At 61.3% G+C, this 24,466-nt stretch carries 25 protein-coding genes and 1 rRNA gene; 13 read left to right on the top strand and 13 right to left on the bottom strand.

Annotation, left to right across the window (positions count from 1 at the left end; genetic code table 11):
• Nucleotides 1-261: 261 nt before the first annotated feature.
• Both AC56PL_RS19650 and AC56PL_RS19645 read left to right on the top strand, forming a co-directional pair.
• A complete protein-coding gene (locus tag AC56PL_RS19650; protein ID WP_497154872.1) occupies nucleotides 262-705 on the top strand; it encodes a hypothetical protein in 444 nt (147 codons plus the stop codon).
• Complete coding sequence (locus tag AC56PL_RS19645) at nucleotides 702-944, top strand: hypothetical protein (RefSeq protein WP_497154871.1); 243 nt, start codon at nucleotides 702-704, stop codon at nucleotides 942-944. Before AC56PL_RS19650 ends, AC56PL_RS19645 begins: the two co-directional genes overlap by 4 nt.
• A gap of 320 nt (nucleotides 945-1,264) precedes the next feature.
• Here the strand turns inward: AC56PL_RS19645 and AC56PL_RS19640 are convergent, their stop codons facing one another.
• Nucleotides 1,265-1,936 carry an EcsC family protein gene (locus AC56PL_RS19640; RefSeq protein ID WP_497154870.1) on the bottom strand — a complete coding sequence of 224 codons (672 nt, stop codon included), beginning with the start codon at nucleotides 1,934-1,936 and terminating at the stop codon, nucleotides 1,265-1,267.
• A 415-nt stretch (nucleotides 1,937-2,351) separates the two neighbouring features.
• Between AC56PL_RS19640 and AC56PL_RS19635 the strand changes: the two genes are divergently transcribed.
• A complete protein-coding gene (locus tag AC56PL_RS19635) occupies nucleotides 2,352-2,801 on the top strand; it encodes a 5' nucleotidase, NT5C type (protein ID WP_497155296.1) in 450 nt (149 codons plus the stop codon).
• A 735-nt stretch (nucleotides 2,802-3,536) separates the two neighbouring features.
• Here AC56PL_RS19635 and AC56PL_RS19630 read toward each other — a convergent pair.
• From AC56PL_RS19630 to AC56PL_RS19615, 4 genes are all read right to left on the bottom strand, one after another.
• Complete coding sequence (locus AC56PL_RS19630; protein WP_497154869.1) at nucleotides 3,537-4,028, bottom strand: HD domain-containing protein; 492 nt, start codon at nucleotides 4,026-4,028, stop codon at nucleotides 3,537-3,539.
• The gene (locus AC56PL_RS19625) at nucleotides 4,021-5,079 is read right to left on the bottom strand and encodes a hypothetical protein (protein WP_497154868.1); all 1,059 of its coding nucleotides are present in this window, start codon (nucleotides 5,077-5,079) and stop codon (nucleotides 4,021-4,023) included. Before AC56PL_RS19625 ends, AC56PL_RS19630 begins: the two co-directional genes overlap by 8 nt.
• A 46-nt stretch (nucleotides 5,080-5,125) precedes the next feature.
• Nucleotides 5,126-5,608 (bottom strand): hypothetical protein, encoded by a 483-nt coding sequence (locus tag AC56PL_RS19620; RefSeq protein WP_497154867.1) that lies wholly within the window; start codon nucleotides 5,606-5,608, stop codon nucleotides 5,126-5,128.
• 386 nt (nucleotides 5,609-5,994) lie between these two features.
• Nucleotides 5,995-6,243: a hypothetical protein gene (locus AC56PL_RS19615; protein ID WP_497154866.1), complete on the bottom strand. Its 249-nt coding sequence runs from the start codon at nucleotides 6,241-6,243 to the stop codon at nucleotides 5,995-5,997.
• 125 nt (nucleotides 6,244-6,368) lie between these two features.
• On the opposite strand from AC56PL_RS19615, the gene AC56PL_RS19610 reads away from it, so the two are divergent.
• Together AC56PL_RS19610 and AC56PL_RS19605 are read left to right on the top strand one after the other, a co-directional pair.
• Nucleotides 6,369-6,884 carry a hypothetical protein gene (locus AC56PL_RS19610; protein WP_497154865.1) on the top strand — a complete coding sequence of 172 codons (516 nt, stop codon included), beginning with the start codon at nucleotides 6,369-6,371 and terminating at the stop codon, nucleotides 6,882-6,884.
• Nucleotides 6,881-7,369 (top strand): hypothetical protein, encoded by a 489-nt coding sequence (locus AC56PL_RS19605; protein ID WP_497154864.1) that lies wholly within the window; start codon nucleotides 6,881-6,883, stop codon nucleotides 7,367-7,369. The genes AC56PL_RS19610 and AC56PL_RS19605 overlap by 4 nt, the downstream gene beginning before the upstream one ends.
• Before the next feature lie 257 nt (nucleotides 7,370-7,626).
• Here the strand turns inward: AC56PL_RS19605 and AC56PL_RS19600 are convergent, their stop codons facing one another.
• Nucleotides 7,627-8,880, bottom strand: a complete 1,254-nt coding sequence (locus AC56PL_RS19600; protein ID WP_497155295.1) for an IS30 family transposase — start codon at nucleotides 8,878-8,880, stop codon at nucleotides 7,627-7,629.
• 640 nt (nucleotides 8,881-9,520) lie between these two features.
• On the opposite strand from AC56PL_RS19600, the gene AC56PL_RS19595 reads away from it, so the two are divergent.
• From AC56PL_RS19595 to AC56PL_RS19575, 5 genes are all read left to right on the top strand, one after another.
• Nucleotides 9,521-10,687 (top strand): ABC transporter ATP-binding protein, encoded by a 1,167-nt coding sequence (locus AC56PL_RS19595; protein WP_497154863.1) that lies wholly within the window; start codon nucleotides 9,521-9,523, stop codon nucleotides 10,685-10,687.
• A gap of 73 nt (nucleotides 10,688-10,760) precedes the next feature.
• Nucleotides 10,761-12,062 (top strand): ABC transporter substrate-binding protein, encoded by a 1,302-nt coding sequence (locus AC56PL_RS19590; RefSeq protein WP_497154862.1) that lies wholly within the window; start codon nucleotides 10,761-10,763, stop codon nucleotides 12,060-12,062.
• Nucleotides 12,059-12,922, top strand: coding sequence for a metallophosphoesterase (locus tag AC56PL_RS19585; RefSeq protein WP_495518378.1), 864 nt, complete (start codon nucleotides 12,059-12,061; stop codon nucleotides 12,920-12,922). The genes AC56PL_RS19590 and AC56PL_RS19585 overlap by 4 nt, the downstream gene beginning before the upstream one ends.
• 6 nt (nucleotides 12,923-12,928) lie before the next feature.
• Nucleotides 12,929-13,879: a carbohydrate ABC transporter permease gene (locus tag AC56PL_RS19580; RefSeq protein WP_497154861.1), complete on the top strand. Its 951-nt coding sequence runs from the start codon at nucleotides 12,929-12,931 to the stop codon at nucleotides 13,877-13,879.
• A gap of 133 nt (nucleotides 13,880-14,012) precedes the next feature.
• Entirely contained in the window at nucleotides 14,013-14,759 is a 747-nt protein-coding gene (locus AC56PL_RS19575; RefSeq protein ID WP_495518434.1) for an ABC transporter permease subunit, read from the top strand.
• A 25-nt stretch (nucleotides 14,760-14,784) separates the two neighbouring features.
• Here AC56PL_RS19575 and AC56PL_RS19570 read toward each other — a convergent pair whose 3' ends face one another.
• From AC56PL_RS19570 to AC56PL_RS19560, 3 genes are all read right to left on the bottom strand, one after another.
• Entirely contained in the window at nucleotides 14,785-15,747 is a 963-nt protein-coding gene (locus AC56PL_RS19570; RefSeq protein ID WP_497154860.1) for a LysR family transcriptional regulator, read from the bottom strand.
• A 326-nt stretch (nucleotides 15,748-16,073) separates the two neighbouring features.
• Nucleotides 16,074-17,363: a TY-Chap domain-containing protein gene (locus AC56PL_RS19565; protein ID WP_497154859.1), complete on the bottom strand. Its 1,290-nt coding sequence runs from the start codon at nucleotides 17,361-17,363 to the stop codon at nucleotides 16,074-16,076.
• Nucleotides 17,364-17,474: 111 nt separating this feature from the next.
• Nucleotides 17,475-18,917: a cytochrome P450 gene (locus AC56PL_RS19560; RefSeq protein ID WP_497154858.1), complete on the bottom strand. Its 1,443-nt coding sequence runs from the start codon at nucleotides 18,915-18,917 to the stop codon at nucleotides 17,475-17,477.
• A 214-nt stretch (nucleotides 18,918-19,131) separates the two neighbouring features.
• Between AC56PL_RS19560 and AC56PL_RS19555 the strand changes: the two genes are divergently transcribed.
• From AC56PL_RS19555 to AC56PL_RS19545, 3 genes are all read left to right on the top strand, one after another.
• Nucleotides 19,132-19,521, top strand: coding sequence for a VOC family protein (locus AC56PL_RS19555; protein ID WP_497154857.1), 390 nt, complete (start codon nucleotides 19,132-19,134; stop codon nucleotides 19,519-19,521).
• A gap of 65 nt (nucleotides 19,522-19,586) precedes the next feature.
• Nucleotides 19,587-20,234 (top strand): type IV toxin-antitoxin system AbiEi family antitoxin domain-containing protein, encoded by a 648-nt coding sequence (locus AC56PL_RS19550; RefSeq protein WP_497154856.1) that lies wholly within the window; start codon nucleotides 19,587-19,589, stop codon nucleotides 20,232-20,234.
• Nucleotides 20,231-20,587: a nucleotidyl transferase AbiEii/AbiGii toxin family protein gene (locus tag AC56PL_RS19545; RefSeq protein WP_497154855.1), complete on the top strand. Its 357-nt coding sequence runs from the start codon at nucleotides 20,231-20,233 to the stop codon at nucleotides 20,585-20,587. The genes AC56PL_RS19550 and AC56PL_RS19545 overlap by 4 nt, the downstream gene beginning before the upstream one ends.
• Nucleotides 20,588-20,724: 137 nt before the next feature.
• On the opposite strand, the gene AC56PL_RS19540 is transcribed toward AC56PL_RS19545, so the two are convergent.
• The 4 genes from AC56PL_RS19540 to rrf all read right to left on the bottom strand — a co-directional run.
• Nucleotides 20,725-22,503, bottom strand: coding sequence for an AMP-dependent synthetase/ligase (locus AC56PL_RS19540; protein ID WP_497155294.1), 1,779 nt, complete (start codon nucleotides 22,501-22,503; stop codon nucleotides 20,725-20,727).
• Nucleotides 22,496-22,966, bottom strand: a complete 471-nt coding sequence (locus AC56PL_RS19535; RefSeq protein ID WP_495518386.1) for a MarR family transcriptional regulator — start codon at nucleotides 22,964-22,966, stop codon at nucleotides 22,496-22,498. Before AC56PL_RS19535 ends, AC56PL_RS19540 begins: the two co-directional genes overlap by 8 nt.
• A gap of 78 nt (nucleotides 22,967-23,044) precedes the next feature.
• Nucleotides 23,045-24,232 carry an ATP-grasp domain-containing protein gene (locus AC56PL_RS19530; RefSeq protein ID WP_497154854.1) on the bottom strand — a complete coding sequence of 396 codons (1,188 nt, stop codon included), beginning with the start codon at nucleotides 24,230-24,232 and terminating at the stop codon, nucleotides 23,045-23,047.
• Nucleotides 24,233-24,367: 135 nt separating this feature from the next.
• Nucleotides 24,368-24,466 (bottom strand): 5S ribosomal RNA (rrf, locus tag AC56PL_RS19525); the annotation flags it as partial.

The raw sequence follows: 24,466 nt of genomic DNA, 5'->3' as shown, positions 1-24,466 counted from the left end.
CGCGGATCGGGAGTCCTACGCACACCATTGACTCCACTCTGACGCGGTGGCGAACTCCGGTATCCCGACGTTCAAGTCGCCGGTGACATGGATCGACAAACGCTGAAACGCGCGGATCCCAGCATTGGCGACCGCTCATGACGTGCTGACGACGTGTAAGGGTTCGGGACATGTTTGACGTTTCGTCATCAGGACATTGCTGACGTTTCACCGTCTCCAGAGACCCTGATCGGGTGTCTTCGTCTCAGGAATCTAAATCCGATGCGCGAACTGCTCGATAAGACAGGCGATTTCACCCCATCGAGGCTGCGCAGAGTGCGATTGATGAATGGGTTCACGCATACAACACCGTGCGCCCGCATCAATCACTGGATATGGCCACCCCCGGCTAGCCTGTTCCATGTTCGCTCGGCTCGTTCGGAGTCTGAAGCCGCCGCCATCGACCCCGCTGACGACAACAGAGACGCGCAGTCGGTGGTGGCCGCTACTAAGTACTCGCAAACCAGGACGATCGCTGGCACGCGCCACTGCCCTGTCGAGTTTGATGCTCTGGTTGCCACGCCAGGTGTGGTCAATATTATTGGTGCTCATCAGCTCTGGGTGGGCAAGGACTACGCCGGGCGTTCTGTAGTGATGTGGGTTGACCTCATCAGCGTTCATGTCATCATCGACGACACCGTTTCAAGACCATCCTGTCGAAAATGACGACCACCGACCTCGAACACCTTACCCGCCGCGGCACCCGGCCCGGCCGATCCAGTCCCGCAGCCGCCGCGGGCGACCTATCGGTTACCGTGGAGCGGCCTCGTGCGATCGAGATCGATCGCACCGCCAGTCGTGATGGCATCGCCGTCATCCGCGGCCACGAACTTGCGCTCGGAGTTGCCACCGCAGGCATACGCGTCACGCTGCGGATAGACGAACCTCATCCACGCCACCAATGACCGGCACTTGCTCAAGACCGTGCCCAACCCGCTGGGGATCAACGAGATTCGCAAACTGACCGGTGCACGAGCGGCGACGATGCCACTGCCTCGACCGCCACCAGCAGGACCTCAAAGTGTGCAACGCAGAGTGCCCAAAACTGGCCAAATCGTGGTCGCTGGTCAACGAGTCCGCGTGAGCCCAAACGCATGCCGGTATTGCGTGAACATCTACCAATCGTTCTTTAAGACAAACGGAGCGTGGCGTCCCGCCCATACTACTCTGACGGAGGGAGCCAACTCGTCAACATGGCCGCGGTTCGAGCAAGACTCCACGACCACTATTCAGAACCGCCATCTTTCGCGATCTCGATCCTTAGCATTTCATCAACTAAGGGCATAGGTCGCTCGACCGGTTCCTCCACTTCAACTAAGTCTGGCGACCAGTCCGTGGGATCCATCCCATACTTCTCTGTCAGATACCTCAACCGATAAGCGTGCTGCGCACGAGTAAACGTTTGGTTCACAAAGTGCGCATTCATGCCGCCATTGATAATCGCGCCCGCCACGGGGATCACTTGCGCCAGTTTCTTGTGCGTGAGCTTGAGGCCGAGCGCGGAGAACACTCCTTGAACCACATTCACCAATTTATGGTTGTTGAGCTGCTTCCAAGTTGCTCGGCGCATCATCGCCTGTGTCAATCGCGACAGCGACGCTAGGGATGCAGCCTTCTCGCTGGCACTGCCGGCCGAAGAGTATGCCAGAACACCTGCTGCATATACCTGTTCGTCAGGCTCACGAACGTCATACCCGTAATGTGCCGCGACAATCGCAACAATCCTGCCCATCCCCACTAGTACCGCGGTCACATCAGCGGCGATCGCACCAATGGCAACCGCAGCAGTCGTCCCACCTGTGACGGTCGCAGACACCATCGCCCCCGTGACCGCGAGCGAGGACGCAACACCTTCGGTTGTTCCTAGGAAGAGATACGCTTCCTTCTTCCGAGGCAAGGACCGATCGCAGAACGGAGGTCTACCGTCTGAATGTCTTCGTAGCCAGCAATTTTCGCGCCCTCGGCATCAAAGGCCTTCACTACGTTCGCAAGCTTAACCGAGTTCAGACCACGATCGACAGTTAACGAGTGCAAGCCCTCCATGGCCTGTTGCACTGATGAGTCGAAGCCATCAGTGAGGAACGAGGCGTTGTCAGACGGTATACGAGTGGGAGCCACAGGTGGACCGAGCATCGTTCACGTCACTGATTCAGAACTCGAAGACCTACTCAACTACATGACCCACTAACCCCATATCGCGCGAACATCGACCGCTGACCCGATCGAACCTTTGCCGCGCTTTTGTCACCACATGCAGCCATAATCATCCCGTGACGGCGCCCGAGAACAAGAAGAAGATCCTCTACATCGACATGGACAACACCCTCGTCGACTTCAAGCACGGAATCTCTCTCCTCAGTACTGAGGATGCAGAAACCTACAAGGATGCGTACGACGATACGCCTGGGATCTTCGGCACCATGATCCCGCTCGACGGTGCGATCGAGGCATTCACGACCCTGTCGAAGGTGTACGACACCTACATCCTGTCAACTGCGCCTTGGAACAACCCCAGCGCGTGGTCTGACAAGTTGGAGTGGGTGCAGCGGTATTTCGGGAAGGACGAGGGCACGCCGGCGTGGAAGCGGCTGATCCTGTCCCACCACAAGAATCTCAATCACGGCGACTTCATCGTGGACGATCGAATCCACAACGGTGTCAAAGACTTCAATGGCGAACACATCATGTTCGGAACGCCCGAGTTCCCAGACTGGCCATCCGTGACGGGCTATCTACTGCTGAGGGCACACACGGCGCGATGACATCCACAAATGGCACACAACATGTCCGTGACCCCGGGTCCACTTCCGGAATCGATCTTGGAGTCGACTGGTCTGACGTCGACACCCTGAAAGGTCAGATCGAAGATCTGAACCTCAAGCGGGTGCTCGCATTTCGTCCCACACGGCTCAACCGGGTTCGGTTGACGTTCACGTCAAGACGCTGGAACTGGTTCGCTTCGGGCCGCACTCTGTTGGACCTCGCCGCCAGGCTTGAACGAACGGGTCTGCCCGTCAACGGGGGCTTTACATGTCGATCGGACTACTGGAGAACCCAAGCAGCGCTGGACAGTGCGGCCGCTGCCGCCCCGCCCAGCGCTGTGAAGAGCTATGCCGCGAACGAGATCGCTGACCGAGCCCGCGACTACGTGTTCGTAATCGAAACCGAACCGGCCTATACCAACCTCGACGCCGAGGGCCGTGAACGTTTGCGACACAGTCTCCTTCATCATCCGGACTACACAGTTGGTCAGAGCAACCTCGGGCGCACACAAATCGTTATAAGTCCAGGCGGTGCGGCCGATCGGCACGCTGCAACTATGATCGGGGCCAAAGCGGCGAGTTCCGTCCGCGACGAATTTCCCATCACGAGCATCCGGGTTTGTCGCACCGCGGATTGGTACACCGAATTGGCTCGCAACCCAGATGGACGTGTCGAACCGGAGATCGAACAGGCGCTGAGGTTCCACCTCGACGCCCACCGAGGTTGGTAGATAGCTACTCAGCCCGTTGCGCCAACTCCGCAGCCAGCTCTTCGCACCCCAACGCTCGATAAGCCCTGCTGTACTTCCCAATAAGCTTGATCTGCATCGCTTCGTCTAGCATCCCCAACCGAGCTGGATCGGTGTTGTCGGCGAGGTCTGCGAGTTTAACCGCCAGAGCCACTGGATTCTCGGCGATTCCCGCGTAGTAGTCACTGTCCGGGACGTCGTCCCGGCGTGTCAGCAATTGCACTGCAGCAACGACTTCCGCAGGGATGCCTCGTTCCATGAGGTCTTCGGCTGTGAACTCCGAGTCCTCGACAACGTCGTGCAGCAGTGCTGCCGCGACCATAGTTTCATTCGGCGGGTCAATCCGACGTGCCACCGACCGTGGATGGTCGATGTAGTCGTTGCCGAGCTTGTCCGTCTGACCGCGATGTGCTTGCACCGCGATCGCATCGGAAATCGAAACGATATCCGGTTCAGTTCTCTGACTGGTTTCACTCATTGATGATTCCTCTTTGTTGCTGTTCGACGATCCATCGATGACGCGCCAACTGCTCCGCCTCTACCCGATTGCAAAGGTCGCGCAGCGACGCGTCTTTGTTCTCCGCTGCCAGTTTTGCGAGCGCTTCGTACTTGTTCAGGTTCGAACCGAAGCGCGAAACGAGGTAGTTGCCCTCTTCCCCATCGATCGAATACCCCAGTGGCACAGTGCCTGCCTCCCCGAAGATCAGCAGCCGGTCAGACACCCAGCTCCTCGGCGGCGTGTACCCCGGGTTGATGTATGCCCGCAGGATGGGACGCAGGACCGAAAGCACTTGACCCAACTCTGGGTCGCCGTGGTGATACACCGATGCGGTGCGACCGAGCATCAACAGATACTGCGCCGTGCCGAAGTCCGCATCCTCGGGGCGTGCGGCGACAGAGCCCCGCCCAAACACACAAGCCTTCAGCGTCAGCAACTGATCGACCCGATCCGATCGCCGGGCCTCCTCGGCTCGCGCGATCAAACCATCCTTCCGGAGGATGTGTTCGACAACGCTGTTGGCCTTGCTCTTACGCTCCTCCTCCTGGTCGCTCGCCGCCTGTCGATATCGCTCGATCAGCGCCAGTTCCCGCTTTCCGACGTGTTCGTCCCGCGACGACCCGGGCGGCGCTTCAGCCACAATCTCTTGGCAGACCAGGTCGCTGCCCCCAAAGCGAGTCACCGCACGCAGCAGATCAATTCGGCGCAGTTGGTCCGCATCAAGACGAGTGCGTAGCAATCCGATGCGACCCGCCGGGACGTCTGGGCGCACTAGATACAGCGCCACACTGTCCGCAAGCCGGTCCGATGTCGCGTTGGCCGTCCACTTTCCCGGAATCTTCATCGCCGATTTGATCAATGCATCGTCCCGCCACAGGCACTCCCATGCTTGTTGGTCCGTCAGGTCGGGGCGAGGCACCAGATCGCGCCACGGCTGAAGCAACGGTCGAACGGTGACGGCCATCCGCGCAATCAGCCGCGGCGGCAATGTGACTGTGGCTCTGCACAATGCGGGCATCAAAATCTCCATAGCGCTCCTTGCAAGCCGAGCTTCCGAAACACCGATGCCGACACAGTTAGGACGTCCGCGATGCCGAAGACGCGGCGCTAGTCCCCGCCGGCGGGAGAAGCTCGTCCGGGTATCGGTATTCGCAGCCGAGACCGTTGGGCGAGCGTGTTCCGCAGTTGTCGCGGAACCAGGTGACGCAGGCGTCTGCAACCAACAGCGGGTCACGGCTGAATAGGTAGCCGTCGGTGCAGTCCTCGAAGTTGTCGTTGAAGAGCCATCGGTTCAGGGGCAGATTGCCGGACGAGTAGTCGGCGATCAACAAGTGGCCGAGCACCGATCGCGAACGCCGGAGCATCATCACACCGTCGGCCAGCATCTGGACCTGGACACACGCAACGTCTTCTTCGTCCTCGTCATCATCGTGATAAACGTAGCCACTCGGACCCATCTCGAAGATGAAGCCGACCGGTTTGTCGGTAAGCGACTCGACGATCCAGGTCGTCATGCCCAGCCACTCCTGTACGTCCGACGTCTTGTCCGATTCGTCCACCGTGGCCTCCCCTCAACCGATCTCTGATGACAAGATAGCGCCGACCACCGACAGACGCCGACGCTCGTACCGTCTAGCCCGGAGTCTTTGGTTCGCATATCTGGAACCACCGCCGTACACCGCAAAGCCACGCTGGCCCGGCGTCGGCCCTTCCCGGCTTCTCACACCCGTGCATCGTGAACTTCGCGCAGCTTCGCCTTCCATCACGGCGGCCGCGGCTTCGACGCATTCGAAACTGTTGCGGTGGAGCTGTCCCCGCTTACCAGATCCCTCATCGCGCGTTTCTTGCCGGGCGCTGGTGTCCGCCGTCTGAGCCTCGCACAAGCACAAGCGGACGGCTCGTCGTGATCACGACACCAACCACAGGGCTTGCTTGAACTTAAGCCTCACCAGAAATAGAGAAGGGCGAAGACTGCAGCTCCCACTAATCCCGCGCCGCCGAATGCCACTGTTGCCCAATCTCCGTCGGACACCCGGTACCCGTACAACCCGAGCGCTACACAGGCGAGTCCGGCAACGAGCGGAGCCGCAGCCCATATAACCGGAATCATGAAGATGATCAGGTACACGAGACCGAAAAACACGAAACCGAGCACGAGACCGCTGACGGCCCGTGCAACTTCGCGTACTGCCACTGCATTTACGCCCTCGACCCCAGCTGACCTTCCACGTCGTGTGAGTCAACCATCCCCTTTGAACGCAACACATGCTATATCTGATGCGGTGAACTGGTCGTGGGGCACCAGTCCAAGGACTATCGATGTCAAGTAACACCATCACCTCGCAACTACAACGCGGCGTTTCGATAGCAGCTTTCGCAATTGTCACTGCCGCGTTATCAGCAGGCTGTTCACAATCCGATGGCAACAATGTCAACAAAACCGCAATCGAATCGGAAGCTGAGGCCCGCACCATCGTGACCGACAACGTTAGGTTGATGTTCCCCGGAATCGCGACCATCACGCCGCAGAATGCCACATTGACGCCCTGCGGCAACTACGACCGAAACGCCATCGGGGAGGGACCGCCATGGAGCGCCGGAGCATTTCAATCGCTAGCTGGACCCGACCAGGTCTCAGCAGCCATCCGACGTCTTGAAACTCTCGCCGAGTCGGGCTATCGCCTTCGACCGCGTGGCCAACTGCAGACATTTCCAGAAGAGAAAGTCTACGAAGACGAGCGCGGCGTGACCATAGGCATCTCGGCGACAAAGCTCCCGGATAGCGTCTACTTCTCCGTATTCTCCAGCACTCCATGCACAATCGACGAACCGTGACTTTCAGCGCGGCCACACTCTGCTTGGTCGCTACCGTGCTCCTGCTGACAGGTTGCTCGTCTGCCGACGAGAATGACGTAGAGAGCGACGCGTCAATTACATCCGAAGCCGAGGCCCGCACCATCGTGACCGACAACGTTCGGTTGATCTTCCCCGGCACCACCGCCATCGCACCTCAGAACGCCTCGCTGACCCCGTGCAGCAACTACCGCAAGAACGCTATCGGGGAGGGCCCTCCCTGGAGCGTCCGGACATCTGAACTTCTGGCGCGCCCCGAGCAGATTGCGGAAGCCGTCGAACGTATCGATGCTCTCGCCGAGTCGGGCTATCGACTTCAGCCGCGTGGCCCAATGTCGTCATACCCGGAGGAGAAAGTCTACAAAGACGACCGCGGCGTCAGAATTGGCATCTCTGCGAGAAAGCTGCCCGATAGCGTCTACTTCTCTTTATTCTCCAGCACCCCATGCACAATCGACGAACCCTGACGTACATTGGCTCTCCCGGCTCGATCCCCCATTGCTCGCGGCGGCAACTCGTTGAACCCTAGGCCCGCTGCACGATCAGCGGCGTGCGGCCGTCCGTGGTCCTAGTATTGCCGCCGCGATCTGAGAGTCGCCACCAGATGACGAAGCAGCGCGATCGCGATACCCACCACAGGAACCGAGACATAACAGGTTCCGATGAAGGTAATCGTGTCGGCTCCGGTCCAAAATTAAGCAGGTAAATCCGGGCCGGATTCTAGTCAATGTCGCAACACCGACTGTTTTCCTGAGGCTAACAGGACAGCGAATCGCTCGGCCGGTGTGCACCCGTCGAGGACCAACCGCGGCCGGTTATTGAGCTCATCTTCAACCGTCCGCAGATGATCGACAGAGTGAATCCGCAGGTCCGTTCCTTTGGGAAAGTAGTCGCGCAGAAGACCGTTCGTGTTCTCGTTGCTTCCCCGCTGCCACGGCGAGTGTGAGTCGCAGAAATAGACCTGAACGCCAGGGCTTTTCGATAGTTCGATGTGCCGAGCCATCTCGGTTCCTTGGTCCCAGGTGATGGACCGGAACACCGTCGGTGGCAGGTCTGCCATCCGTGCTCGCAACGACTCATAGAGAGCCTCACCTTGCCGGCACGGAACGTGCAAAAGTCGCACCATCCTTGATTGGCGTTCCACCAGGGTGCCGATGGCCGATCCCTGATCTTTGCCGACGATGAGATCGCCCTCCCAATGCCCCGCCTCCGTGCGGTCTTTCGGATCAAACGGGCGCTGGTGCACGCTCAACATCGGTTGCTGAAACCTCGGCCGACGCTTGTGCATATTCGAGTGGGCCCGTCGATGATCACGTCCGGTACGCAGCGGGGATCGGCGGTGCGGGGCCAGCGGGGACGGCCGCATCAGTTCCGATCCTGGCTGGTAGAGGGCCTGGTAGATGCTCTCGTGGTACAGCCACATCGCCGGATCGGACAGGAACCGGACCCGCAGATGGCGGCTGATCTGCGCAGGACTCCATCGCTGGGCAAGCAGTTCAGCCACGATCAGCCCCAGTTGCTCATTGGTGGCCAATCGCCTCGGGTGTCGACGCTCGCGCCGTGCCGTTGCCCGACGATGAGCCTCGAACGGTTGATATTTGGCCGAAGACGCTGCATTGCGACGTAATTCGCGCGAGATCGTGGACGGCGCCCGTCCCAAGACCGTGGCGATGTGCCGAATGCTGTGCCCAGCCCTGCGTAGGTCGGCGATCTCTATTCGCTCATCTTGCGACAAGAAGCGCGGGCTGACTTCGCGGACCATCAACCGGTCCAGCGCCGGCACGAAGCCGACAGCCTTGCCGCCGCGGTAGGTCTTGTGCCCACGCGACCAGTTGTTTCCGGCGCTCCTAGATACGCCGACTTCTCGGGCGGCAGCCACGACGCTCCACCCGCGGGCACGCAGTTCCATGAACCGACGACGTTTGGCCGACTGCGGACGACGCCCCGGCCCCTTCTTCACACGACGAGACAATGTCAACACACCTCCAGAATCTAGAGAAGTGTTGCGACCAGCCCTAGAAACCACCCCGGACACAGCAGCGCACTTTTGGACCGGAGCTGACAGCGAGTGGACCCCATTCCCACTGGGTCGCTTCATGACTCACCAACATAGACGACGTTCCGTCTCCGTTCGGCTCCACCGTGACGTCGCCCTCAACACCAATCCCTAACCTTTTCCCGAGCTCAGGTTGATAGGGCGGCCCTATAGTCGGCCAAATCAGAGACCGCAACAACCCTATCAAGGTGGCGCACCCCAACTGGGCTCCACCACCTCCTCCTGCAAAACGCGGAAGAAGTGGCCCTTCATCCGTGAGTGGGATCGTGATCCTCTTTGTCATCATTGCCCTCGCCACCAGTGGGGGGTGAAGACGAGAAGGAATCCGGTACCGGGACAACCTCAACCGCTGCACCGCGCACCGTACCGGTGCCGTCTGCCGAGCGCTATCCCTCTCGCGCAATCGACGCTCCCTATCGCCATCTCTCGGCACGCTCGCTTCGGTGACACTAACTGGGACAGCCCCTTTCAGGCAGTCAATAGCAGGTCACCGATGATCCGGCCTGCGCCGAAGAGAAGGAATTGCCTCGATGACCGCCTCCACGACAACACCAACCGTCGCATGAGCGAACTGTTCCTGAACGGGATGACAAAACGATTCAACGGCACCACTGTGCTGGATTCGATCGACCTCACCGTCCCCAGCGGGGAGTTCATGGTCCTCCTCGGCCCCAGTGGGTGTGGCAAGTCAACGCTGTTGCGCATCATCGCAGGTCTGGAGACGCCCACGGAGGGCACCGTGGTGATCGATGGCGCCGACGTCACCGATGTTCAACCACGAGAACGCAACCTGGCGATGGTGTTTCAGAGCTACGCGTTGTATCCACATCTGACCGTCGCAAAGAACATCGCCTTCCCGTTGAAGACGGCCAAGATTCCGAAACAGGAGACGAAAGAGGCCGTCGAACGCGTCGCCGCCTCGCTGGGATTGACCGAACTACTCACCCGCCGGCCGGGTCAACTCTCGGGTGGGCAGCGGCAGCGAGTTGCCCTCGCCCGCGCCATGGTCCGCGATCCCGACGCCTTCCTGATGGACGAACCCCTCTCCAACCTCGACGCCCGGCTCCGCGCCGTCACCCGTACAGAACTGATCGAACTCCACAAGCGGGTCAACAAGACGTTCTTGTATGTCACCCACGATCAGGTGGAGGCGATGACGATGGCCGACCGCATCGCTTTGCTGAACAAGGGCCGCATCGAGCAGGTCGGAACACCCGAAGAGTTATACGACAGCCCACAATCGGTATTCGTCGCCGCTTTCCTCGGCGCTCCGCCGATGAACCTCGTGGACGCCGACATCCGTGTCGAGGCCGGCCAATTGGTCGCGACCGTCGGAAACGTGGTTGTACCTCTGGGAATCAACGCCGCAAGCGATGAGGTCAACGCCCGCCGTTTGACGTTGGGTATCCGTCCAGAGCGTCTGCGACTGGACGACCGCGCCGATCACGCTGGACAGGGTCTGGCCGAGAAGTCAGTGCGACTGCACGCGGTGGTGACACTGACCGAGAATCTCGGCGGAGATGTCCTGGTGCACTGTGCTGTCAACTCGGTGACGTTGTGCGCGCGGATATCTCGCGTGGGAGTCGCCCGCGGCCTGCGCGTCGGCTCGGACATCACTCTCACCGCGGACACTGCCGATCTCCATCTGTTCGACCCCGAAAACGGCCGGCGGCTGCACTGGCAGTACCCGGCAGCACGGCCCGTCCATCCGCAACTCTCTTTCACCTAGGAGCACCGCTGTGAAGGCCAGACTCAAACTTGCCGTTCCATTGGTCGCGTCACTATTGACGCTCACCGGTTGTATGTCCAGTACATCCGACGACGAGACGACAACCTCGGCCATCCCGGAATTGGCTGCCGACCAGAAGGTCTCGATCGTCTTCGAGAGCTACAACTACGGTCTGGCGGGTGCCTGGACGGACACGTTCAACAGCCTAATCGCCGACTTCTCCAAAAAGCACCCGAACATCACCGTCACCCCGCAGAAGCCCGCAGGCAACAGCCCCAACCCGGCCACCGACACCGTCTCGAGCATCCGCAACCAGATGACGGCCGGAAATCCCCCCGACGTCGCTCAGTTGGGGTTCTCGGACCTCGACTTCACCGTCAACCAACTGCAGGCGAAATCACTGGACGCCCTGGTCGGTGACGAGGCTGTGGAGCAGAACTTCGAGGGAGCAACGCATCCTTTCGCTTCGACCGCACGCACGTTGAGCGACTGGGAGGACCAGACGTACGGCGTCCCATTCGTCTTCTCCACCCCGGTGTTCTATTACAACGCTTCACTTTTCGAGCAAGCCGGATTGGATCCGAACAATCCCCCGCGTACGTGGGATGACGTCGCAGTCGCTGCCAAGACGATCGCGGACAAGACGGGCAAGGGCGGTGCGTACATCGACTGCCTCACCAAGGCCGCCAAGGACTGGTGCTTCCAGAGTCTGGTGCGTTCGAATGGCGGCCGGGTGATCTCGGAGAACCGGGACACCCTGACGTTCGCCGATCCGGCGGCCGTCGAGGTGGTCAGCATGGCACAGCAGATGGTCAACTCGGGAGCGACGCCCACCCTGACCCAGAAGCAGGGCTACGAGGCGTTCGCCCGCGGTGAGATGGGGATGATCCTCGAATCGAGCTCCATCCAGGACCAATTCGTCAAGGGTGCCAAAGATAAATGGGATCTGCGGTCCACCACGATGCCGAGCTTCGGTGACAAGCCCGTCGTCCCGACCAACTCCGGGGCTTCGCTGTTCATCTTCTCGTCGGACCCCGCCAAGCAGCGCGCGTCGTGGGAACTGATCAAGTTCCTGACAAGCGAACAGGCCTACGTGACGATCTCCAGTGGTATCGGCTACCTCCCCCTGCGTACCGGTTTGATGGATGACCCCGCAGGACTGAAGGATTGGGCGACCGAGAACCCCCTACTCGAACCCAATGTCGAACAACTGAAATCGATGGAGCCATGGATCTCGATGCCGGGCAACGAATATCTGCAGATTCGTGACGGCATGATGTCGGCCGTCGAGTCTTCGGTTTACCAGGGCGCCGATCCTGCGACTGCGCTGACGGCCGCACAGGAGCAGGCCAACACGCTCCTCCCGGTTTCATGACGACGCCCGACCACACCGTCATCCAGCTCACCGACACCCATCTGAGCACCGGCGGCGACCTGATGCACGGAATGATGGACACCACACAGAATCTGCGCAAGGTACTCGATCACCTCGACGCGTGGGACGGTTCGGTGGACGCGATCATCGTGTCCGGCGATCTGGCCGATGCAGGGTCGCCCGAGGCCTACCGCACCCTGCGAACGATGTTGGAGCCCACCGCAGCTCGACTCGGAGCAACAGTGTGTTACGCGATGGGTAACCACGACGATCGGGCCGGATTTCGTCTCGGTCTGGATCTGAGTCGAAACGGTTCGACCGACCTGGGTGCGCCGTACGATGTGGCTCACCACATCGGGGGCCTCCGCATCGTCGTACTCGACAGCACAACGCCCGGGCGTCATGACGGTAGTCTCGAGGACAGCCAATTGGACTGGCTCGCTGAGGTTCTCAAAGATCGGGCGCCGGGCGGAACCCTGCTGGTGATACACCATCCCCCAGTGCATTCGCCGGTGGGCACCGTCGACTTCCTGAGGCTGACGGACCCGAGTGCGCTCGAATCCGCGATCGCAGGCTCTGATATCCGGATGATCCTGTGTGGTCATGCGCATTACACCGGCGCTTCGGCCCTATCGGGCATTCCGGTCTGGATCGGACCACCCCTGTCCTACCGCACCGATCCGTTGCCGCCGCAGGGAAGGCACCGCGCCGGTGTCGGTTTCGGGTTCAGTCGCATCGACTTCTTCGGTGCATCGGCGGTGGCCACGTCTGTCGACGTCGTCGGCGTCGACGACGTGTACAACGAACCTCAATCCGTTGCGCTCGAACGACTCTGGGCGCTCACCCCGAATGCGACCTGACTGACCATGTTCGTACAGGCCGCATCGACGACCCTCCCCCGCCGATCGACCACTTCGGTACCGCATTCACGGTCCCGGCGGTGGTCGCGGCTGCGGCGGGGCGTCGTACCCTATCTGTACCTCGCTCCGGCGTTGATCTTGCTGGTCGTGTGGACCTACCGACCGCTGGTACAGGCCATGCAATTGGCCACCGTGTCGTGGAACCTGTTGCCCACCAGCCCGATGAAATCGGTCGGCACCGACAACTATCAGCAGTTGTTCGCATTGCCTGCGCTCGGCGACGCGGTGTGGCTGACGGTGGTGCTCATCATCGGCCTACTGCCGTTCACGGTGGTGGTGCCGGTGGTGATCGGTTTCGCCATGCGCAGTGTCTCAGTGCGGAGTTCGCGAATCTATCAGGGCCTTATCTTCGCGCCGTTCCTGGTGGCTCCGGTGGCGGGTGCAGCGATCTGGCGTTGGCTTCTCGATCCCAGCGGCGGCATCATCAACCGGGTCTTGGGTACCGACCACAACTGGATCTACGACAAGAACACCGCCCAGTTGGCGATCATCGTGATCACTGGATGGCACCTGATCGGCTTTGCGGTGTTGGCAGTCGCCGCCGGCCTCGCCGGGATCAGTTCCGACTACGACGAGGCCGCGCAACTCGACGGTGCGACTCGCCTGCAGATCGGTATGCGGATCACCATGCCCCTGTTGTCACCGACGCTGGTCTTCCTCACGCTCATGACGATCTTACTGAGCGCCCAATGGAGTTTCCCGCTGATCGACACCCTGACCCAGGGTGGCCCGGCCGGTGCCACAACCAACATCTATTACCTGCTCTGGGACTACGGATTTCACTCGTTCAACGCCGGCCTGAGCGCGGCGGCAGGCATTGTCCTGTTCCTCGGCTTCGGCATCGTCGCCGGCCTCTTGGTCTGGCTGTCAGAACGGATCACCTTCCATGACAACTGACAGCGCTCTGAAGACGGACGCGGTGCAGACCCTCGGGAACCCCCCGCCGTCCGTGCCTGCCGCGGCTCCGGCCACAGGGGTTCTCGCACGAATCTGGGGTCACCTGACGCTGGCGGTCATCGCCCTTGCTTGTATGTTCCCGATCTATTGGCTGGTGGCGACGTCGCTGCGCCGACCCGGCGACGTCAGTTCGCTGGCACCATTACCTTGGCCGCTATCGGTGGAAAACTATGTCGACGCTGCCGATAAGGTCGACGTCACCCGGCTGATGGTGAACACCTTCGGGGTCGCCCTGGCATCCACATGCGGCCAAATGTTGATCGCTATCCTTGCGTCCTACGCGTTTGCGGTCTACAAGTTCAAGTTCCAGGGCCTGCTGTACCTGGCCTTCGTCGGTACCTGGTTGGTGCCGTATCAGGTGACGATGCTGCCGAATTATGTTCTGCTCAATCAGCTGGGCCTGCTCAACACGTTGTCCGGTGTAGTGGTTCCGACCCTCAGCTCCGCACTGGCCGTCCTCATGATGCGCACGCACATGTCTGGTTTCCCGAAGGAGCTCATCGAGGCGGCGCGGATGGATGGGCGCTCGTCGTGGTCGATCCTGTGGACCGTTGTTATCCCGAACCTACGACCGGCGCTGGCGGCGCTGGCGATCTTGCTGTTCATCAACTCGTGGAACGAATACTTCTGGCCCGCAGTGGTACTCCAGTCGAGCAATGACGTCCTACAGCTCGGCCTGCGCAGCTTCATGGGCACCGAGGGAGACCAGTGGGGCCCGATGATGGCCCTCGCCGGCCTCGCCTGCCTGCCGATCTTCGTGCTCTACGTGGTGCTGCAACGCCACATCGTCAATGCCTTTGTCCGGAGTGGACTGAAGTAGTCGAACACGTTGACCACCAAGGCAGTCAGGGCACCGCAGCACTCTGATAACCCGGTGCGATCGACGACGACCTGGCCGAACTCACTGCCTCGCCGCAGATCTCGACGACGCAGTCCACGAACGCGTCTACAGCGCTGTTCACCGATGACGCCGACCACACCATGTACAGGTCGATCGTCGGAATCGGATCCACCAGTTTGACCGCCACCGAAGACGCACCCGCGGTACCCATCCCGACTGCGGCCGCACGCGACAGCGATGCGAATGCGACGTACGGTTTGACCGCGATCACGTGAGCTGTCCCGCTCGGATCATCGGACGTCTGGGCAACCGTGAGCGAGACCCCGGCCTCAGTTGCAGCCGCGACAATGACGTCGTACATCGCCGGGCACTGTTCGCGGGCGAACAGGACGCACCTCTCGCCTTCCAACTCCGCGCATCGCACGCTGGTCCGGCCCGCCCACGGATGCGAGCGACCGACCACAGCGACAATGGGCACTTTCGACAGCAACAATCTGGCCCGCAGGTTTGGGAGCTGGGGACGGCCATAGACCAGCGCCACATCGAGCGAACCGTCCTGCAGGCCATCGAGTTGCGGCCCGGTCCTTTTCTCCCAGAGTGAGACCGCCATCCTGGGGTGCCGCTCGTTGAGACGCGTCAGCGCGGCCGGCAGGACGTGCCTGCTTGCGGGGAAGTTGTAGCCGATATTCAGGGATCCAACCCGGCCGGCGGCCGTTGACTTCGTCACGTCGACGGCCTTCTCCATCTGAGCGACGACCATTCGCGCCTGCTTGGCGAACTCCACACCCGACGACGTCAGCTGGACCTCATGCGAGTTACGAACCACCAACGTGACGCCGAGCGACTTCTCCAGCTTCTGCAGCTGCGCACTCAGCGATGGTTGAGATAGATGCAACCGCGCGGCGGCCCGACCAAAATGCAGCTCTTCGGCGAGCGCGATGAATGATTCGAGATGACGAAAGTCCATTGCGCCCCCTCACTTGGACTTGTTCCCAGGCTAACCAGGTCGGATGACCCGCGGTGAAACGCCGGGTGCCTCCTCGGTGTCCATGGAACCAAGCCCTCTCGCCAGTTCTTTGGACGCTGTTGGCCCGGTGTTCGACTCTCGTTCACGCCGTGGCGACTTCGCAATATCGACCTGCGCCCTGATGTCATTGACACCGATCGAACTTTCGATCATCTCGCCCCAACCCATCACGGTGGCGACGCTCTCGCCTACGGTCCTATGCTCTGTACTTCTACCCTCGCGCCGGCCACCGGCCCCACCGAAGTCCGGGAGGAACGCGGCAACTCTCAACTCCACCGCCTCGCCTCCCGTTCGTCGTTGTATTGTGCGGCAACGGTTATCGAGGCGATCAGTACCGGCATGAACAGTTCGATGGCCTGCCGCTGTCGCCGGCAGCCCGCGATCTCCTCGGCACTACCGCCGACGGCAGTCCACGCTTGTTCCATACCCTGCATTTGACTGATCTGGTCGGTGCAGATGCGCGCATACCGGCGCAGCATCGGTGTGTTGCCCCGGCACCCGCGGGCGACCTCGTCAGGTGTCAGGGCAGATCGATCACCGCGGGAGTACCGGTCGACCATATCGATCAGACGCTCCGGAACCTGGTCGAACAGCATGCAGTCGACATCGTTCTCCGCCTCGGGTTGGAGTTGCTCGATCATGTCGATCGCTCCATCGCTACAGAACTCTTGCCACGCCCGCAAGGTCGCCAGGAGATTGGCCTGAGAGAAGACAGCGGCCTCCATCGCGCGGACCGCGAACACATGGCCTTTCGTGACCACGATCGAGATGTCGGGCCAGCGCGACGAGTGTTCGGCGATCACCGCACCGAGCAGATCCATGTCCGGAATCTGGTGCGCCAGCACCGTACAGAGCTCGAGTCGTAGTGTCTGCGGCGACACCAGAATGTTGGTGTGGAGACCCTCATCGGTGACCAACCCAATTACCTTCTGGTCGAGCGTAACTCGTTCCCCGAAGCGCGCGGCCAGGATCTTATAGGTCATGTCCAGCAGATGTGGCGCGTCATCGGGCACATTGCCCACCGTTGCTGCCGCAGCCCTTTTGACTCCCCTGACCGGCGGTTTGACAGAGGCAGACGCTTGGAATTGTTCACCGGCCCGGACCGGCGTCTCGGGTAGCGGAGCAGCCGGGTAGCGCACCGTCAGGACCGTCGGATTCTCAAACTTCCACACCTGCCACAGTGATCGGACAGCGGCCGAAACAAGCTTGTCGACACTCCGCTTGCCAACCTCGTGGATGATCACACGGTTGCGCAACAGCCGCCAGCCCTGCCCCAACAGGATGAAGCGTTCTGCCCGCGCCACCGAAAGCGAGCCGTTCAACTCGAAGGCCACGAAGGCCATCGGATCGATCGTGCACCGCAGCCGCCCGGATCCGGTCACTGTGAATATCAGCAGCGGGTGGTATCCGCCGACCAGATCGGTGCGTGCCACCTCGATGAACTCGTGGCGTTTGAGGGCCCTCACCCCGGTGGCCAGCTCCTCGGCGAACAGGCTCCAGGTGGCGCGCTCGCTTGTGTCGAAATTGGTGTCGTCCCCAAAATCCAGTGTTGCCATGGTGCCTCCCCGCGCCGTCGATCATCGGCGATGACCTCGCAGCACACGGTAAAACAGGCCTACGACATCGCGGTGCGCACCGAATCCCGCTGCAATCCGTGATCCTGGTTGCTAGGTGCCCGAACCCATTCTGCGGAGTCGGACCGGCAAACCGTCGGCTGGTGTCGGACCGGTCCCCCAGGCCATCAACGGGACATAGTTCGCAGATACCGTCCATTGAAAATCCAGGAGCACGCGATGCAGGATTGCTTTGACAGTCAGTGATGCGAAGTGCATACCGATGCACTTGTGCGCGCCGGCCCCGAACGGTGACCACGCGTAACGGTGCATCTGCGCGACCATCTCTGGGTCATCAAAACGACTGGGATCGAATACATCTGGACGATCCCACCACGTGTCCAGGCGCATCGACGTATGCACACCGAGGGCTATTTCGGTGCCCTTGGGAATGAAGTGGCCCAGAATGCTGGTGTCTGCGGTGGTCTGCCGAAACAGAGTCCCGGCAGGTGCGTACATTCGCAGCGATTCCTTGAAGGCGTTGTCGAGAAGCCTCACGGCGTTGAGATCATCCATCGACGCTTCGTCCGGTAGCGCTTGCACTTCCTCCCGAAGACGCTGTTGCAGTTCAGGATCCTTGCCGAGGTGGTACATCAGCATCGACAGTGCGATGGTGCTGGTGTCGTGGGCCGCCATCAGCAGGAAGATCATGTGATTGACGATGTCTTCGTCAGTGAAGGTACTGCCCTCGTCGGTCTGCGATAGGCACAGCACGGTAAAAAGGTCATCGCCGGAATCGTTGCGCCGCTGGGGAATGGCGCTGCGGAAGTACTGTTCCAAATAGCGTCGACCGCGCAGACCACGCGACCATCGCCCGGGCACAATCGGTTGGCGCACAACAGCTTGAGCCCCGAGCACAGCGTCGTCGAAGGCATGCGACAGCTTTCGTGCTGTCGCCCCATCTGGAGATTCACCGATGAACACCTGGCTCGCGAGCTCCAGCAGAAGGTCTTTCGTGCGGTCGTACAACGGGACCTTCGCGCCCGGCGTCCACGTGTCCAGTGTTTTCGACACCAGTGGACGCATCAACGCGAGATACCCGTCCAGTCGCGGTCGAGTGAAAGCCTGCTGCATGATTCGCCGGTGGAAGAGGTGTTCGTCAAAGTCGAGGAGCATCAGGCCGCGATGAAAGAACGGACCGATGATGGGCTGCCAACCGATTTCGCTGGAAAATACTCTGTTCTTGTCCAGCCAGACCTCTTGCAGCGCCTCGGGGCCCGTCACCGTGACAATCCGAAATCCGAGGGCACCAGTCCACGACACCGGGCCAAATAATTCGTAACGCTCCCGCCCGAAGGCCAACGGGTGAGCAACACTCTCCATCACGTGGCCCAGGCCGGGCAGGCCATAACTGCCCATGACGGGCTTCAGCCCGCTGCCGGGCGGAGGTTCTGCCAGTGGCCGTACCGGCGACGGATAGACCGACGCGACTCGGGCCGCCGCCCGTTGGAAGCCGTCGGTCATCACCACCCGGGAGGGCAACAGTGAACTCGTCATAGGACGTACCACCACTTCAGATCTGGTGCGATCTCGTGCCAGCTAGTGCTCTGGCTCGGACGGTACCAGCGCGAGAGGGTCTGTCAACGATGCGGCGGAGATCAACAGCCCTCTGACCAGAGGCGACCGGCCGTACGATCGACATGCCGCCCGTTGCGGCACCAACCTCCATCAGCGGACTTCACGCCCGCTCGCCGGCACAACGAGGAGCGCAATGCCAGTACTCGGAATAGGCGGACTCTTCTTTCGCGCACAGGATCCCGACGCGCTACGCGCCTGGTACCGCGAGCATCTCGGCGTTGGTTCCGGATGCGTCGCCCCAGACGCCGGCCCTGCCGACGAATGGTCGTGGCAGGTACAGGGCGGGCCAATTGTCTTCTCGCCGTTCGAGGCGGGCACCGACTACTGGGCGGCGGACAAGCAGTACATGCTCAACCTCCGGGTCAGCGACCTCGACGGTCTATTGGCTCAACTGACAGCCAGCGGAATGACGGTGATCGTCAAGCCCGAATGGGATGCAACACCCGAGATCGGACGGTTCGCGCGAATCCACGATCCCGAAGGCAATGCGCTCGAATTGTGGGAGCCACCGCCATTGAAATGAGACCAGGGCGTAAGTAGTATGCATTTCGTAGGCTATAAGCCTACTCTTTGCGTACTGGAGGTGTTATGGGTTCGCAGCGTACGACCGCGCTACCCGCTGCCCTTTCGCGACTACCGCTGCGAACAATACGGCCCCAGGACGCCGCAGACACCTACGCGCACCCGCGACCGGAACTCGCGCGGCTCGTCGATCGCGGCGTCGTTCACCGCACCGCGCCTGGCTACTACATCGCTGTCCCTCAGCAATATCAAGGCCGGACGTGGCTACCCGAACTCGAGGCCGTCGCCGCGGGGATCGCTGGGGCCATCTATGGCCCGGAGAACGCAATTTTGATGGGTGTCAGCGCTGCCCGCGTCCTTGGTGCGTTGCCGAGAGCACTGGCAACTGCGGTTGTGGCGGTACCAAAGCAGCATCGAATAATCGAGTTGACTGATCGGCCGGCGTCGATTCGGTTCGTCAATCGGAAGACCACCACTGTGGACGCAGAGAAGGTGACAACCGCGTTGGGTCCGGCACTGGTGACCACCCCGGAGCAAACCATCCTCGACCTCGCCCGTAGGCCCTCGCTCGGTGACGCAGAGGTCGACGTTCAAGCTGCAATATTCACCCTTTATCGGCGCGCTGATCACGACCGACTCACCGAGTTGGCAATCTCGCAGAGACTTGGGGCGGCCTTGCGTCGCGCCGAGACATGGGCCGGCGTCAAAAAGTGAATCTGGACGAACGCGATGTTGTCGCCGAGCAGTTCGGAGTCGCACCCGAACAAGTCGAGCGCGACCACCTGATTTCACACGTCTTGGCGTTTCTCAGCGGCAATTATGCTGACAAACTCCATTTCATCGGCGGAACAGCGCTTGCGCGAACACATCTTCCTGCCGGCAGGCTCAGTGAAGACATCGACCTCGTCGCGCTCGATGACCGGGATCTGCTCGCCGCTGACCTCGACGGAACACTCCCCCGGGCGATGGGCAGGACGCACGGCCGTCTCTCATGGGAACCCGCGCTCAGCTCGGTTCCCGACACGTCAGGTGCAGTACTTCAGAGCGGTGACGGGTTGTCGTTGTAGATCCAGCTGCTGTCGTCCGCAGATCGTATGTTGTGGCCGGTCGCGAGGCGTGGCGGGCTGCTACACGAGCATGAAGCGGGCTGATGGCTTGGGTCTGGTCTCTAGACGATCGCTTTGCCTGGCCGGCGAAACACCGCTCAGTGGTACAGCGCGTCGATCTCGTCAGAGAACCGCTCGGAGACCACGTTTCGTTTGATCTTGAGGGTGGCGGTAAGCTCGCCATCCTCTTCGGTCAGATCCCGGACGAGGATCACAAACTTCTTGACGGCCTCCGAATGTGAGACGGTTGTGTTCGCGTCATCGACCGCAAGCTGCAGCGCCGCAAGCAGTTCCGGGTCCTCCCGGAGATCTTCGGCCGTAGCACCGTCAGCCTTGCCGTTCTCAGAGCCCCAGTGCGCCAGCACCTCCGGATCCACGGTCAGCAGCGCAGCAATGAAGGGCCGACCGTCACCGACCACCACGGCCTGCGAGATCAACGGATGAGAACGCATCCGGTCCTCGAGCGGACCCGGTGAGACGTTCTTGCCGCCTGCGGTCACGAGCAGGTCTTTCTTGCGGCCGGTGATGGTCAGGTAGCCGTCGTCGTCGAGGGCGCCGAGGTCACCGGTGCGGAACCAGCCGTCATCGAACGCGTCGGCGGTGGCTTGTTCGTTGTGCCAGTAGCCGTCGAAGATCACGCCACCGGCAAGCTCGATTTCACCGTCGTCGGCGATGCGGACACTGTTGCCGCCCATCGGCTGCCCGACACTGCCGATCCGTTGTGCACCTGGCACGTTCACGCAGTGCGCCGCTGTCGACTCGGTCAGCCCGTAGCCCTCGTAGATCGGCACGCCAACACCCCGGAAGAAGTGGCCCAGACGCGGCATCAGTGCGCCGCCGCCCGAAATGGCAAACCAGCATTCGCTGCCCAGCGCCGCCTTCAGTTTCGAATACACCAGCCGATCGGACACCTGGTGTTGCACTCGGAGCAGCAGGGACGGCTTGCCAGTATCGAGTGCTTCGCTGTAGCGAACGGCAGTCTTCTCGGCGAAATCGAAGACGGCCTTCTTGGCCGCACCACCCTTGGCCGCGGACTGCGCAGCGGAGTCGCGGACCTTCTCGAACACGCGCGGCACACCGAGAATGGTATGCGGCTTGAACCGCGAGAACTGGCCGACGATGGTGCTGAAGTCCGACCAATGCGCCTGCGTCCCGCCTGCCTCGAACATCGCCAAAGACACCGCACGGGCCAGCACATGCGCGAGCGGCAGGAACGTCAGCATCCGATTGCCGGGCTTGGCCACCGTGCCGATGGTGGCGGTCTGGATGCCGCGGACCTCCGACAAGAAGTTCCGGTGCGTGAGCCGACAGCCTTTTGGCCGGCCGGTGGTACCGGAGGTGTACACCAGGGACGCCAGGTCATCGGCCCGGATCTGCGCGATGCGGTCCTGGACGCTGCTGTCACTCTGGCCGCGGCCGGAGGTGACCAGCGCGTCGACCGCACCATCATCGATGGCCAGTGCGTCGACGCCGACGTTCGCGAACGCCGCCGTGTGTACGGCAGATTCCCCGATTGCCAGTACCGCACCGGAATCCTCGACGATCCACCGAATCTGATCGAGCGAGGAGGAGTCATAGATCGGCACCGACACCGCCCCGGCGGCCCAGATGGCGAAGTCGAAGAGACTCCACTCGAAGCGGGTGGCCGAGAGCAGCGCTACCCGGTCCCCCGGCTGCACGCCGCGCTCGATGAGACCCTTCGCGACACCTGTCACCAGCTCGGCGAAGTCGGTGGCGGTCACATCCCGCCAGGTATTGCCGTCCGGCCGGGAGAACAGCACCAGATCCGGTGTCTGCTCAGCGTGTCGGTAGACCGACCGCACGAGGGCGTCATTGTCGGCGATCGTGAAGCTTGCCTTGGCCGTGTATTCACGCACAGTGGTCATCTCCGGGGGTCTCGGTACCCGTGCGGACGGGCGTGGTTTTGGAACGGAAGTGGTGAAGCATGGTTGCGAACTCAGCGACGTCACCTGTCGGCCAGTCCTGAACCCGGGATTGAACCTGCGCGAGTCGCTGACGATCTGCGATCGCGAGAACATCGCTGCCGAGGTCAGTGAGTGTGAGCGGGTGCCCCTGGCGTAGCGGACCGGGTTCTGCAAGGACCCAGCCTGAATCGACGCATTGACGGAGTTGGCGCGACACCGTCGATCGGTGCACCTCGAACGAATCCGAGATGTCAGTGGCGCGGCAACCGGGATGACGCGAGATATACGACAGAACCGAGTGCTGTGCAAAGGTGGCGGATCCCTCGGCAGGACGTTCGCCCGTCATCACCTCACGGACCAGGTGCACCAACTCCTCGTGCACCTTCGACACTGCCCCACTTCTATCGTGTTGCATTACGCAACTATAACGCTGCGGTCGGATGGGTCCGTCTCCGCCTGCGATACACCTATCGCCTCAGCGCCCGACACCGACTCAACGAATCGCAGAACCGTTCCACAAGACATCAAAGAACTGCGCGGCCATCAGTTCTTCCTTCTTGTTCCGGCTGAGTCCCAAGGCCTTGCGGTATTTCAGGACATGCTGCAACGACAACGCTGAATACAGGAGCGGGAGGTGATCGTGCGGCTGCTCGTAAACTCCGCCCGCGCCCCTGGCGGCAGCGAGATCGGAACGCGCACGGGTCGGATGTTTCAGCGCGTCGCGCAACACCGCAGCTTTGATCGCCTTCTTACGCCCAGGCGGAACCACAACCGCCCGATCGGGGCGAGGCCCGAACAATGCAGCATCGAACTCCTCAGCCGTTGCGACTGTGCAGCCGGCCGTCGGACGCGGATTGCACTCGACCATATGGTGCACACCATCATCGGTCATCAGGTAGTCGAAACTGATCTGGCCATGCCAATCCAGTTCTCGCGCAATGGTTTGCGCGGCCTCCAATGACTCCGGCGAGTCCACCGATTCGTAGACGATGCCGCCGCGGTCGTCGATGGTGAGCGCGTGCTCGTAGCACGAATGCAGCACAACCTCACCGTGCTGAACCACGCTCCAGCTGCACCGGTCGACACCCCGCAGATACTCCTGCACCAACCATGGGTCTTCGGGTGTGGGGGTGATGTTCTCGAGGGACCCTTCCCCGGCCAACGGTCCGGAGTTGGTGATGACGTCCAGCCCACCGCGCCCAAAGGCCGCACGGGCAAACCAATGCTCCCAGTGCGTCACTGCTTCGACGAGCTCACTGTTCGACGTCGCAACAATCGAGGTGGCCACCGGAAGGCCCAGCTCCTCACACAGCGCACTGAAAGTCACCTTGTCGTGGACCTTCGCGAGCGTCTCGAAGGACGGGAAAAACAGTTCGGCGCGCCCTTCGAAACGGTCACGGTACGCGGCGAGGTAGAACACCTCCTCGAACATCGGCAGCAGCCAGTTGATCTGATGCTTGTCAATGAGAGCGTCGACCGCGTCGATGAATGCGGCGGTTTCCTGCGCCGGCGCAGGCACCTGGACGTGCCGCTTGGCGCCCCGCGAATGACTTCCAGGTGAGGCCCTAAAGGTGTCAGCGGCGGTGACATCACGGCCGGTCGTCCCTGCCTTGTGGATTTCGTCGACTGCGAATGGCATGCGCGACGTGGTCACCAGCAACCGAGGCTCAGGGGTGCTCATGTCCTCGGATCCTACGCACCTACGGCCTGAAGGTGTCCGAGATCGACAACCTTGGCCAACTCCGACTTGGAGATAGCAAAATACCCTGTATTCGAGACCATTGCTGGTATCGAATACAGGGTATTCGCAAATTGTGTTCGGCGGTGTCCTACTCTCCCACACTGATTAGGGTGCAGTACCATCGGCGCTGGTAGGCTTAGCTTCCGGGTTCGGAATGGGACCGGGCGTTTCCCT

The sequence above is a fragment of the Williamsia sp. Y721 genome, assembly GCF_059683565.1.
Note: the sequence above shows the minus strand (reverse complement) of the source record. Positions and strands in the feature narration are given on the sequence as shown.